The following is a 13,254-nucleotide window of genomic DNA, read 5'->3' as shown; positions in this document are numbered from 1 at the left end:
GCCGGCCAGCGGAATGCGGGCCAGCAGCAAGCTGAAACGTGGGCTTCAGGAGAACGAGCGGCCATGAGCGAACCCTCCTTGCGACCGTCTGGACCGGTGATCGACCGTTCCGAGCGTTCGGGCAGCATTGGTCTGCTCGTGTTGCTGGCGCTGGGCCTTGTGGTGGCGGCCGGTGCGATTGTGGTGATGAGCCGAGAACAGGCCGAGCCCTACGTGCTGGGGCTTCTGGGACTGCTGGCGGTGGTCGGCGTTTTCTGTCTGTTTGCGGGCACCATCGGGCTGTTGCGCTTCTCCTCCAAGAGCCGCGCCAATTCGATCGCCCAGGCGTTCATCGACACCAACGACATCGGCACGGTCATCACCGACAAGTCCGGCCGGATCATCTACGCCAACGAAGCCTATGCAGATCTCACCGGCACCAACGGGCCGGGGGATGTGCGCACGGTGGAGCGCGTCTTTGCCCGCGATCCGGATGCGGCGGATGCGATCTTCCGCCTGTCGCAGGCGACAAAGAGCGGTGTGCGCGTGCAGGAAGAAGTGCGCCTGCCGCACCCGATCGGTCAGCCGGAGGGCACTGCGCGCTGGTATCGCATCCGCGTTCGGCCGCTGGAAGTGGACGATCAGGGCGGCGCGCGCACTTGTACGATGTGGCTGGTGGCCGACATCACCCGCGACCGGGTGGAGCAGGAATCCTCCTTCCAGGAATTGCAGCGGGTCATCAACTTCCTTGACCATGCGCCTGCGGGCTTCTTTTCTGCGGACGGGCAGGGGCGCATCGTCTATCTGAACGCGACGCTGGCCGACTGGCTGGGGCACGACCTCGCCCAGTTCGAGGCGGGCGCGCTGTCGCTGTCCGATATCGTGCGCGGCGACGGGGCGGAGCTGATCCATTCGATTTCGGGCCAGCCGGGCGACGTCAAATCGGAAACGATCGATCTCGATTTGGTCACGCGCCAGGGCAAGACCGTGCCGGTGCGGCTGTTGCACCGGGTGCCTTTCGGGGCGGACGGGCTTGCCGGGGAAAGCCGCACGCTGGTTCTTAACCGCTCGCCGGGCGAAGAGGCGCAGGAAGCGCTCCGGGCCGCCGAAGTGCGGTTTGCGCGCTTCTTCAACAACACGCCGATTGCCATTGCCTCGGTCGATCGCGACGGCCGGGTGGTGCGCTCGAACGCTCCGTTCCTGCGTTTGCTCGGCAAGCCGGAAGGCGGCGAGGAGAACGGCGGACCGCGTCAGCTCACCGATTTCGTTGCGCCCAGCGGCCGCGAGGCGCTGTCGGCGGCGCTCGAGGCGGCGGCCGAAGGGCGCAGCGAGATCCATCCGATGGATATCGAGCTGTCCCATGACGGCGAACGCTCGGCGACCTTCTATCTCTCCGCGGTCGAGGATGGGGATGGGGACGGCGAGGCGGCCATCGTCTACGCACTGGAGACGACCAAGCAACGCGCGCTTGAGGCCCAGTTCGCTCAGAGCCAGAAGATGCAGGCGATCGGCCATCTGGCCGGTGGTGTGGCGCACGACTTCAACAACGTGCTGACGGCCATTATCGGCTTTTCCGATCTGCTGCTGGCCAATCACCGGCCGACCGATCCGTCCTTCCAGGACATCATGAACATCAAGCAGAACGCCAACCGGGCCGCCGGTCTGGTGCGTCAGTTGCTGGCCTTCTCGCGTCGCCAGACGCTGCGGCCGAAGGAATTGGCGCTCAACGACGTTCTGGCCGATCTCTCCATCCTGCTCGACCGGCTGCTGGGCGAGAAGGTGGAACTGAAGGTGGTGCACGGGCGCGATCTGTGGCCGGTCATGGCCGACCAGAACCAGCTTGAGCAGGTGGTGGTCAACTTGGCGGTCAATGCGCGCGACGCCATGCCTGAAGGCGGACGGCTGACCATCCGCACCAGCAATGTGGATGAGGAAACCTCGCACTCTTTCGACGATACGCGCGGCATGCCGGACGGCAATTACGTGCTGATCGAGGTGACCGATACCGGTACCGGCATTTCGCCCGACATCATGGAAAAGATCTTCGACCCGTTCTTCTCCACCAAGGAGGTGGGCAAGGGCACGGGGCTGGGGCTTTCTACCGTTTACGGCATTATCAAGCAGACGGGTGGCTACATCTATCCCTCCTCGGTTCAGGGCGAGGGCATGACCTTCCGCATCTTCCTGCCGCGCCACATTTCCGAAGAGCCGAAGGTGGCCAAGGAAGTGGTGAGCGAAAGCCCGATGACCGATCTGACCGGTTCCGCCTCCATTCTGCTGGTGGAGGACGAGGAAGCGGTGAGGGCGTTCGCGGCCCGTGCTCTGGCCTCGCGCGGCTACACCGTGCACGAAGCGGGGTCGGGCACCGAGGCGCTGGCCGTGATGGAGGAAACGGAGGGCGGTGTCGATCTGGTGGTGTCCGACGTGGTCATGCCGGAAATGGACGGGCCAAGCCTCCTTCGCGAATTGCGCAAGACGCGGCCCGATCTGAAGATCATCTTCATTTCCGGCTACGCGGAAGGTGCCTTCGAGAAAAACCTGCCGGAGAACGAGAAATTCTCGTTCCTGCCCAAGCCCTTTTCGCTGAAGGAACTGGCGACGGCGGTGAAGGACGCGCTGTCGTTGGATTAGGACGAAACGTGGCAGAGATCCGGACGCGCGCATCGTGCGTCCGGGATGGATATGCGGACTGCGAGGACCTCGTGCTGCCAGATGATGGAGCCGGGGCCTTTGTGCGTCAGGGTTCCCCGTTCCGGTTCGCTCGTCGACAATCTGCCCGCTACGACCATGACTCTCCTTCGTCATTGCCCGGCTCGTCCGGGTAATCCAGCGGGCAGTGGCATGCGCGGAGAGTGCTGGATCCCCCGGACGAAGCCGGGGATGACGACGGAGGGAGCGGAAAGGTGGGGAGGGAACCGTCTTACATTCCAATATGAATTGTTGTCACATCAAGTAAATATAATTTATATATTTCCTATAATTTTCGTATGTACACGGTGCGGTAATCGTAATACATTATGTTCAGTTTTCAGTATTTCCTTGTTAGCCGAATAAAATTTAAATTAACATGTTATTAGATTGGGTATGCCAAGAAATTACCGGTTATCCTCTTTCAATGGCGCAAGGCGGCGTGTTGCCGTCGTGGCTGTTTTCTTCTTTGCCCTCTTTATCGTCCTGCCTGCTGCAGCGCGATCGTCGCTGACCGTCGGGCTCTATCCGTGGGTGCCGCGGCTGGCGCAGTTCGAGGATGCGATCCGGCAGGCTTGGACGCAGGGGGAGCCGAACGTTCAGCTCAACTTCCTCACCTCGTCCGAGTGGGGCGGCGGTTACGACATGGATCCGCCCGCGAGTGCGGACGTGTTTCGGTGCGATGTTCTTCCAGGATTTTCTGGATGGGAACACTGTGGAGGAAATCGCCGCAAGCGAGACCTCCGATCCGAGCGATCTGCTGGGATACGCGCGTGACGGCGTTCAGCGGAACGGCAAGTACTACGCCATTTCGTTGCTAGGCTGTTCCAACGTGCTGTTCTATCAGAAGAATGATCCGTCGCTGGCCAATGCGACGGCCTTCAACGACGTGTCGAACACACTCAGTCAGTGCACCTAATACCAGCCAGATTCCGCCCGACCGGCGCGGTCTGATGACGGATATGTCCGGCCGACACCACCAACGCGGCGATCTATCTCGATATCTCGCATGCGCTGACTGGGGCCTATCCGTTGCCCTTGCCCAACGAGCAGAACCTGAAACAGGCTGCGATCACCGAGCAGCGCACCGTTCTGGCGACCGCGAGCTACTGGAGCGCCACGATCTCCAACGCCAATTCCTATCAGCAGGGCATCTGGTTCTCGGACGGCTATGGCCGCGCGACGATCGGCTATACGGAATCGATGAGCCAGATGAGAGATGCGACGCGCGCCAATATCGCCTTCAAGGTGATGCCGTTCGGTGACGGCAGTCAGCAACCGCTCTTCTATGCCGACGTGATTGCCGTCAACACCACGACCAACAGTCGCGGCACGCGCGCCCTGGCGGTGAAGCTCGCCAACCTGATGGCGTCCAAGGACGTGGTGGTCGACAGTATCGGGGCGGCTGCGACCGAGCTCGTCCCGCAATATCTGATGGCGACCCGCACCAGCGTGTTTCAGGAGCTGTCGCAACAGTTCCCGCTCTATCAGGACATGTTCGACATGGTGGCCAACGCCAATCCGCTGATGTTTGCGCTCGACGGCGATGCGCGGAGCTGGCTCAACAGCATGAAGGGCATCCTCAAGACGTATGTGCGCGAGAACTACCAGTGCGGCTGCGATTACGACGCGACGCCGCCACCCCGCCGATCTGCACCGCCACCTGTCAGGATCATGGCGACTGGAACGGCCAGTGGACCAACGCCTCTCCGGCGGCTCAGAGCGGATCTGTCTGCGGCTGTAATGCCTGTCCGGCTCCGGCAAGCATAACCCAGCTCGCCCCGGCCGCCGCCGCCACTTCCTCCACCCCGGTGCCTGCGGGCAAGAACGACTGAGGAAGCACAACGCATGACAAAGGCGCCGCACCGGTCCGGTTGCGGCGCCTTTTCGTATGGGGCGTCGCTGGTCTTTTCAGCGATCCGAAGTCGCCCGGCCTAGACCTGAAACCCGCTCGCGCAGCGCGCGACCGCGATGCGGGCGTTGTTCAGCATCAGCGCGATATTGGCATCCAGACTGCGCCCATCGCTCAGCTCCAGGATCTTGGAGAGGACGTAGGGCGTGACGTCCTTGCCGTGGATGTCCTCCGCCTCGGCCAGGTGCACCGCCTCGTCGATGTAACCTCCATCTGCTCGGCAGGAATTTCGGCCTCTTCCGGGACCGGATTGGCGATCAGCATGCCACCGTGACTGCCAAAGCGGACGCGGGTGGCGTAAAGCCGGGCGATCTCCTCCGGCGTGTCGAGCCGGTAGGGCGTTTCTAAGCCGGACCGCCGCGTCCAGAAGGCGGGCAGTTCGTTCGTGCCGTATCCGATCACCGGCACGTCCTGGGTTTCCAGAACCTTCAGCGTCTTGGGCAGGTCGAGCAGGGCCTTGGGGGCCTGCCGAGACCACGCAGACGGGCGTGCGGGCCAGTTCCAGAAAGATCGGCGGACACGTCGAAACTGATGTGCGCGCCGCGATGGGCGCCGCCGATCCCGGCCGTTGCGAAGATGGAGATGCCGATCGCATGGGCCAGCATCATGGTGGCCGCGACGGTGGTGGAGCCCGTGCGCCCCATGGCGATCACATAAGCCAGATCGGCACGCGAGAGCTTCATGATGTCCTTGGCTTGCGCCAGAGGGCGCAGCTCGTCCTTGTCGAGCCCGACCCGTAGTGTGCCGCCGAGAACGGCAATGGTAGTGGGAACTGCCTCTTCCTCGCGAATAACGGCCTCTACCGCGAGCGCCGTTTCCACGTTTTTCGGCCAGGGCATGCCGTGCGTGATGATGGCTGATTCCAGCGCGACAAGCGGTTCGCTCGCAGCGCGGGCCTCGGCGATTTCCAGCGAGGGGACGAAATATTCGTTCACGGGCTTGTTCCCCGGTTGTTTCTAGCGGTCTGTCTCCTGTCCGTCGGTTCTCACGGCCTCGGCAGCGTCGAGGCGCAGGTGGAGGGCGGTCAATACCAGTCGTCCGGGCGCGGCGGCGGGCGGTTGCATCGCCGCAAGCCGTCGCTGCCCGGCCGTCTTCGTCAACGGCCTGTTCCAGGTCGAGCCCTGCGGTTGGTCGGCAAGGGGGCGCTGCTCAAGGCGGCATCGGGGCTTGTCTCGTCCACGGGGCGGGCGGGAATGGCCGCATGACTGTGACAGCCCATGCTGCGCTGCGCCATAATACATACCGCCGCACCGGCAGAAATTGCTGGTCTGAAAGAGGTCGCTTTCGCGCAAGGCTGCGACGATGTTTCCCTCCGTTCTCCCTCTTCGTCGGAAAAGATCATTGAGGAGAGCCCCGCCGGACAGAATCCCGGCCCCGGGCGATTCCCGAAGGCGTCGTGACGGAAGCTCTCTGGCGCGATTTGCGAAGATATTGAGAACGTATGAGGAACGTATTGATTATTAAACCGCTTTTTCAGTTGCTTGACATGGGGATAAATATAAGGAACAAACCATGTACACGATTGCCGTTTGAAACCGCCTGACGGGAGTGAAATAAGGAGCCAACGATGTCACAGGCCTCACTTCGCCTCGTCGAGGGCACGGGAATGGATAAGACCAAAGCACTGGACGCAGCACTGGCGCAGATCGAGCGCGCCTTCGGCAAGGGATCGATCATGCGGCTTGGCGAGGGTCAGGTCGTGGAGGTGGAGGCGATCTCCACCGGTTCGATCGGTCTCGATATCGCGCTTGGGATCGGCGGATTGCCGCGCGGGCGCATCATCGAGATCTACGGACCGGAATCCTCGGGCAAGACTACCCTGGCGCTGCACACGATTGCCGAAGCGCAGAAGAAGGGCGGCATTTGCGCCTTCATCGATGCCGAGCATGCGCTCGACCCGGTCTATGCGCGCAAGCTTGGCGTTTCTATCGACGACATGCTGATCTCGCAGCCCGATGCGGGCGAGCAGGCGCTAGAGATTACCGACACGCTGGTGCGCTCCGGCGCGATCGACGTTCTGGTGGTCGACTCGGTCGCCGCTCTGACGCCGCGCGCCGAGCTTGAGGGCGAGATGGGCGATAGCCTGCCGGGCATGCAGGCCCGTCTGATGAGCCAGGCGCTCCGCAAGCTCACCGCCTCGATCTCCAAGTCGAAGACGATGGTGATCTTCATCAACCAGATCCGCATGAAGATCGGCGTCATGTTCGGTTCGCCGGAGACGACGACGGGTGGTAACGCGCTGAAGTTCTATTCGTCCGTGCGCCTCGACATTCGCCGCATCGGATCGATCAAGGATCGCGACGAAATTATCGGCAACCAGACCAAGGTCAAGGTCGTCAAAAACAAGCTGGCCCCGCCGTTCAAGCAGATCGAATTCGACATCATGTATGGCGAAGGTGTGTCCAAGATGGGCGAGCTGATCGATCTCGGCGTCAAGGGCGGTGTGGTCGAGAAGTCGGGAGCCTGGTTCTCCTACAACAGCCAGCGCCTCGGCCAGGGTCGCGAGAACACCAAGAACTTCCTGCGCGAAAATCCGGAAGTCACCAACGAAATCGAACTGGCCATCCGCCAGAGCGCCGGTCTGATCTCCGACAAGATCACCGATCCGGAAGGCGGCGAGGACGGCTCGAGCGGATCCGTCGACGATTGATTTGTCGACGAGCGATCCGGAGGCTTCGGATCCTCGGACTTGATAATTTATGCGGCCGCGCCTCAGAGCGCGGCCGTTTTCGTTTCGGGATTCCATTGGATTTGGCATCCCTCTTCGGGAACTTGGAACTTGGAACTTGGAACTTGGAGCTTGGAGTCGGGGAGGGGAGCGCGGCTGTCATCACGGCCCTCACCATCGTCATCCCCCGGCTTTGTCCGGGGGATCCATCACGTTCCGCATATGCCGCTGTCCGCTGGAGTGCCCGGACGAAGCCGGGCAATGACGACGGAAAAAGGCGTGTTGGGGCAGGTTCGGTGGGGGAACTGCACGCCGAACAGTGAGAACTCTGTCCGCGTGAGTGCATCCTGCCTCGCGCAAACGCACCCGCGATCCATGTGTGCGCTCTTGCCCCGTTCTCTCCTCCGTCATCCCCGGCTTGACCGGGGGTCCATTGCTCTGTCCGCTCGGTGCGTCGTTTGCTCCGGCGCGCGGCACGCGCGCGTCTTCGGCCCGGACGTCGCGCAGGAGGATTGGGGCCGAAGACACGCGCCGCAGGGCACGTCGGGGAGAGGTCAGCGGAAAGTCGCGCCGTCAATGGATTCCCGGTCAAGCCGGGGATGACGGAAGAGAGTGCGGGGCAATGACGCAAGTATGCGCGCTGTCCGCGACACATAACCATCCGCCTCTCCGCGCCACGCCGCTCAACTCCATTCCTCCCGCGCCCATCCCCAATGTCCCCTCAGAATTTCCGTTGAGTATCAACGCCTCTGCGCGATGTTTCATCTTGCGGGCGTCGCGGCGGGGGACGTATGCACGAAAAGGTCGACTATCGAAGGATCCCGCGATGCATCTCATCCCTCTTAACTCTTGCGCTCGCCCTGATCGGTGGCGGCGTCCCCGGCGTTGCCGAGGCCGCGCCCGTGGCGCCCAAGGTGCTGGTCATCACCATGTTCAAGCACGAGGTCGGCAACTGGCTGGAAAAGGAAGCGCTCGAGCACAAGACCGCCATCGACGGTCTTTCGGAAGCCTTTCCCGATCTGTCCTGCAACGACAAGGGCCTGTGCCTGATCACCACCTCGGTGGGCTACGCCAATGCGGCAAGCTCCGTCTCCGTACTCGTGCTGTCGGACGAGGTCGATCTGTCGAAGACCTACATCCTGATCGCGGGTATTGCCGGGATCGACCCGCAGAACGGGACGCTGGGCTCGGCCATGTGGGCGCGCTATGCGGTGGACGGTGGTCTGCAATGGCGCATCGATGATCGCAAGGTGCTCGATGAGTGGACGTCCGGCCAGTTCGGCATGTTTGCCAAGGCGCAAGGGGAGAAGCCCGGCTCGCAATACGGCACCGAGGTCTATCATCTCAACGAGGCGCTGACGGGACGGGCGTTCGAGCTGTCGAAGGATGTCGAACTCGCCGATAGCGACGGGGCCAAGGCCTACCGGCAGAATTATCCGGAAGAGGCGGCCAAGGCGGCGTCCACGGTCGGTATCTGCGACACGGTTTCCGCCGACCAGTGGCGGCACGGGGTGAAGCTCAGCGCCGCGATGAACGACTGGGCGAAGCTCCTGACCAACGGGGCGGCGGATTATTGCACGACCCAGCAGGAGGGCAACGCGACGCTGACGGCGCTCGCCCGCGGGGCGAAGTTCGGCCGGGTCGATATGGACCGCGTCGCGATCCTGCGCACCGCCTCCAATTTCGATCAGCCTTATCCGGGCCAGGTGCCACAGGATTCGATCAATGCCAATTCCGGCGGCTTCGGGCCTGCGCTCACCAATGCCTACCGGGTTGGCAAGGCATTTTCGGATGCGGTGATTGGCGACTGGGATGCGTGGGCGGGCGGAATCCCGGCAAAGTAAGGCCTTGAAAAGGTTCAAGAGGCGGTGAACCTGTCGTATACGAGTGCTGATCCGGCAATCGGTGCGCGCACACCGCTTCCCTTTGCCTTGCGAAGGCTTTAAAACCCGCGCGATAGAAATACATGATGGGTCCGTGACGGCGCGCGAATAAATCGGCCGTCGGGACCTGCGGGACCGATGCAAAAATGCATGGCGGGATCCGAAACACGAAATAACGAGGTCGAACCTCTGATGAGCGGCGTCAACGAAATCCGATCGACGTTCCTGGACTTCTTTCGCCGTAACGGCCATGAGATCGTCTCCTCCGGCCCGCTGGTGCCGCGCAACGATCCCACGCTGATGTTCGCCAACGCGGGCATGAACCAGTTCAAGAACGTGTTCACCGGTCTGGAAAAGCGCGATTACACCCGCACCACCACGGTGCAGAAATGCGTGCGCGCCGGCGGCAAGCACAACGATCTCGACAATGTGGGCTACACCGCGCGCCATCACACCTTCTTCGAGATGCTCGGCAACTTCTCCTTCGGCGACTATTTCAAGGACGTCGCCATCGAGCTTGCCTGGAAGCTGATTACCGAAGAGTTCGGTCTGCCCAAGGACAAGCTGCTGGTCACCGTCTATTCCGAGGACGATCAGGCCTTCGATCTGTGGAAGAAGATCGCCGGTCTTTCGGAAGACAAGATCATCCGCATCCCGACTTCGGACAACTTCTGGACCATGGGTGATACCGGCCCGTGCGGCCCGTGCTCGGAAACCTTCTTTGACCACGGCGATCACATCTGGGGCGGCCCTCCGGGCTCGCCGGAAGAGGACGGCGACCGGTTCATCGAGATCTGGAACCTCGTCTTCATGCAGTACGAGCAGAGGACGAAGGAAGAGCGTGTGGACCTGCCGCATCCCTCCATCGACACCGGCATGGGCCTTGAGCGCATCGCCGCGGTGTTGCAGAGCGTGCACGACAACTACGACATCGATCTCTTCAAGTCGCTGATCGCGGCCTCCGAGTCCGTTATGGGCGCCAAGGCGGAAGGTGAGCAGTGCAATTCGCACCGGGTCATTGCCGATCACCTGCGCGCAACCTCCTTCCTCATTGCCGATGGCGTGCTGCCGTCCAATGAAGGTCGCGGTTATGTCCTGCGCCGGATCATGCGCCGGGCCATGCGCCACGCGCGCCTGCTGGGTACCGAAGGTCCCGTAATCTACAAGCTCGTGCCCGCGCTTCTGACCGAGATGGGCCGCGCCTATCCGGAACTGCAGCGCGCCGAGAGCCTGATCAGCGAGACGATCGAGCTGGAAGAAAAGCGCTTCGGCTGCACGCTGACGCGTGGTCTGTCGCTGCTCGACAAAGCGGCGGTCGGGCTGGAGAAAGGCGACACGCTCGACGGCGAGACGGCCTTCAAGCTCTACGACACCTACGGCTTCCCAGTCGATCTGACCCAGGATGCGCTGCGCCCGCGCGGCGTCGGCGTCGATCTCTCCGGCTTCAACGACGCGATGGAGCGTCAGAAGAAGGAAGCCCGTGCGGCCTGGGCCGGGGCCGGCGAGGCGGCCACCGAAAGCGTGTGGTTCGCGCTCAAGGAGCGGCTCGGCGCGACCGAGTTCCTCGGCTACGAGACGGAGCGCTCGGAAGGCGTGGTCACCGGGCTCGTGCGCAACGGCGAGGAAGTGCGTGAGCTGTCGGGGGGCGAAAGCGGCGCGATGATCGTCAACCAGACGCCGTTCTACGGCGAATCCGGCGGTCAGGTCGGCGATACGGGGCGCGTCATCGCAAGCGGCGCCAATTCGGCGCTGAAGGCGCGGGTCACCTATACGCAGAAGAAGGCGGACGGTGTGTTCGTGCACATGGTAACCGTCGAAGAGGGTTCTCTCCGGGTGGACGATCCTGTCTATCTGGTGGTCGATTCCGCGCGTCGCACGGCGATCTGTTCCAATCACTCCGCCACCCACCTGCTGCACGAGGCGCTGCGCGAGGTGCTGGGCACCCATGTGGCGCAGAAGGGCTCGATAGTCTCTCCCGACCGTCTGCGCTTCGACTTCTCGCATCCCAAGCCGATGGATCCGGACGAGATCACCCGCGTGGAGGATATCGCCAACGCGATCATCTTGCAGAACGCGCCGGTGGAGACGCGCCTGATGGCCGTCGATGACGCCATCGAATCCGGCGCGATGGCGCTGTTTGGCGAAAAATACGGCGACGAGGTGCGCGTGGTTTCGATGGGCACCGCGCAGGACGGCGAGAAGGGTGGCAAGACCTATTCGTTGGAGCTGTGCGGCGGCACCCATGTGCGGCGCACCGGCGATATCGGTCTGGTCAATCTGGTGCATGAGAGCGCGGTTGCGGCGGGCGTGCGCCGTATCGAGGCGTTTACCGGCGAGGCCGCGCGTCGTCACCTGGAAGAGCAGGACCAGCGCCTGCGCGAGGTGGCGGGAATCCTCAGGGTTTCCCAGAACGAGGTTTCCCAGCGCGTCACGAGCCTGATGGATGAGCGCCGCAAGCTGGAGAAGGAACTGGCGGAGGTCCGCAAAAAGCTGGTGCTCGGCGGTGGCGGCGGCGCATCGGCCGATGCGGTCGTGCGCGAGGTCGGATCCGTCAAGCTGATGGCGCGGGCTGTCGAAGGTATCTCGCCGAAGGATCTCAAGGGTCTGGTCGACGAGGCCAAGACGTCGCTCGGCTCCGGCATCGTTGCGATCGCCGGGGTGAGCGAGGACGGCAAGGCCGGTCTGGTTGTCGGTGTGACCAAGGATTTGACGGATCGCTACAATGCGGCCGATCTGGTGCGCGCAGGCTCTGCCGCGCTCGGCGGCAAGGGTGGCGGCGGACGGCCGGACATGGCTCAGGCGGGCGGTCCGGACGGCACCAAGGCCGAAGCCGCACTCGATGCGATCGAGGCAGCGCTGAAGGCTGTCGACTGACGTTTCTGCCGGGTGGCGCGGTTTCTTCGTGCCGCCTGTGCGGGTCCTCGGGAGGAGGGCTTCGCGGCTCGTGTGTCGAGCCGATGTCGCAGTTTTGGGCGGCGAGCTGCCCGTGCGCGGCCGATGATCTGGAGGAGAGGCTGGGATCATGCGCGTTCCCTTGAAGCACCGTGTCTACGAGCTCCTGGAAAAGGGCGCGGTTGCGCTATGCCATGCAGCCCTTCGCGGTGATCGATCTGCTGGCCGTGCTACCTTTCTGGCTGCCGCTTGTTGGCGGTGACCTGCGCGCCTTCGTGGTGTTCCGGCTTCTGCGGTTTCTCAAGCTTGCCCGCTATTCTCCCGCACTTCGCTCGCTGGCCTCCGCACTCGTGTCCGAGTGGCGCGCGCTGGTGGCGAGCTTCGTCATCATCTGCGGCATCGTTCTGCTGGCGGCCAGCGCCTTGCATCTGATCGAGGGCGACGTTCAGCCGGAAGCCTTCGGCTCGATCCCGGTCTCGATCTGGTGGGCGATCGCCACCTTCACCACGGTGGGCTACGGCGACGTGGTGCCGGTCACCGCGGCGGGCAAGGTGGTGGGCGGCATCGTCATGCTGATGGGATACGGATTGCTGGTGCTGCCCATCGGCGTGGTCGCGACCGCCTTTGCGCGCGAGATCCACAGCCGCGAATTCGTCATCACCTGGGGCATGGTGGCCCGCGTGCCGCTGTTTGAAGATCTGAACGCCGCCGATATCGCGGAGGTGACGGGTCTTCTTCATTCGCAGACGGCGGAAGCGGGCGAGTTTATCGCGCGGGAAGGTGATGCGGGAACGAGCATGTTCTTCATCGCCTCCGGTACGGTCGAAATCAGCCTGAACGATCGGACCATCACCATGTGCGAGGGCAATTTCCTCGGCGAGATGGCCGTGCTCCACCGCACGCAACGCTCCGCTACGGTCATGGCGACCTCGCGCTGCCGGCTTCTGGTGCTCGATGGGGACGATCTGCACAGGTTGATGCGGCGCAATACGGCCATTGCCCGGTGGGTTCGGGAGGCGGCGCGGGAACGCCTGGCGGAAACGCAGGCCGGTGACATGGCACGTAAGGAACTTGCGGAAGCCGACGTCGGGTCGGATACGGACGACGGCGACCGGACATAACGTTAGTGTCCGGGCTCGCGTCGTCGCGAGCCGGTGCCCCAGCCGCAATATGGCCGGGATTGCGTATTTCCCTGCGGCAAGGAACCGATTGGCGTTCGATGCGTTAGTCGC

At 63.0% G+C, this 13,254-nt stretch carries 8 protein-coding genes and 1 pseudogene; 8 read left to right on the top strand and 1 reads right to left on the bottom strand.

Going from position 1 to position 13,254, the window contains the following annotated elements:
* Positions 1-63 precede the first annotated feature (63 nt).
* The 3 genes from QNJ43_RS16140 to bcmE all read left to right on the top strand — a co-directional run bounded on the left by QNJ43_RS16140 (position 64) and on the right by bcmE (position 4,437).
* On the top strand, positions 64-2,610 hold the full coding sequence (locus tag QNJ43_RS16140) for a response regulator (RefSeq protein ID WP_300471636.1): 2,547 nt from the start codon (positions 64-66) through the stop codon (positions 2,608-2,610).
* A gap of 739 nt (positions 2,611-3,349) precedes the next feature.
* Entirely contained in the window at positions 3,350-3,586 is a 237-nt protein-coding gene (locus tag QNJ43_RS16135; protein WP_300471635.1) for a hypothetical protein, read from the top strand.
* A gap of 41 nt (positions 3,587-3,627) precedes the next feature.
* Entirely contained in the window at positions 3,628-4,437 is an 810-nt protein-coding gene (gene bcmE / locus QNJ43_RS16130; protein ID WP_300471697.1) for a thiamine pyridinylase, read from the top strand.
* A gap of 164 nt (positions 4,438-4,601) precedes the next feature.
* Here bcmE and QNJ43_RS16125 read toward each other — a convergent pair.
* Positions 4,602-5,514, bottom strand: a pseudogene (locus tag QNJ43_RS16125) (pseudouridine-5'-phosphate glycosidase).
* 78 nt (positions 5,515-5,592) lie between these two features.
* Between QNJ43_RS16125 and QNJ43_RS16120 the strand changes: the two are divergent.
* The 5 genes from QNJ43_RS16120 (at position 5,593) to QNJ43_RS16100 (ending at position 13,143) form a co-directional block, all read left to right on the top strand.
* Positions 5,593-5,784: a hypothetical protein gene (locus tag QNJ43_RS16120; protein WP_300471634.1), complete on the top strand. Its 192-nt coding sequence runs from the start codon at positions 5,593-5,595 to the stop codon at positions 5,782-5,784.
* A gap of 362 nt (positions 5,785-6,146) precedes the next feature.
* Positions 6,147-7,229, top strand: coding sequence for a recombinase RecA (recA, locus tag QNJ43_RS16115; protein ID WP_300471633.1), 1,083 nt, complete (start codon positions 6,147-6,149; stop codon positions 7,227-7,229).
* An 809-nt stretch (positions 7,230-8,038) separates the two neighbouring features.
* Positions 8,039-9,091, top strand: a complete 1,053-nt coding sequence (locus tag QNJ43_RS16110; protein WP_300471632.1) for a purine nucleoside permease — start codon at positions 8,039-8,041, stop codon at positions 9,089-9,091.
* A gap of 231 nt (positions 9,092-9,322) precedes the next feature.
* Positions 9,323-12,004 carry an alanine--tRNA ligase gene (gene alaS, locus QNJ43_RS16105; RefSeq protein WP_300471631.1) on the top strand — a complete coding sequence of 894 codons (2,682 nt, stop codon included), beginning with the start codon at positions 9,323-9,325 and terminating at the stop codon, positions 12,002-12,004.
* Between the two features lie 200 nt (positions 12,005-12,204).
* Positions 12,205-13,143 (top strand): cyclic nucleotide-gated ion channel, encoded by a 939-nt coding sequence (locus QNJ43_RS16100; RefSeq protein WP_300471630.1) that lies wholly within the window; start codon positions 12,205-12,207, stop codon positions 13,141-13,143.
* Positions 13,144-13,254 lie beyond the last annotated feature (111 nt).

This window comes from Breoghania sp. (assembly GCF_030066895.1).
GTDB lineage: Bacteria > Pseudomonadota > Alphaproteobacteria > Rhizobiales > Stappiaceae > Breoghania.
Note: the sequence above shows the minus strand (reverse complement) of the source record. Positions and strands in the feature narration are given on the sequence as shown.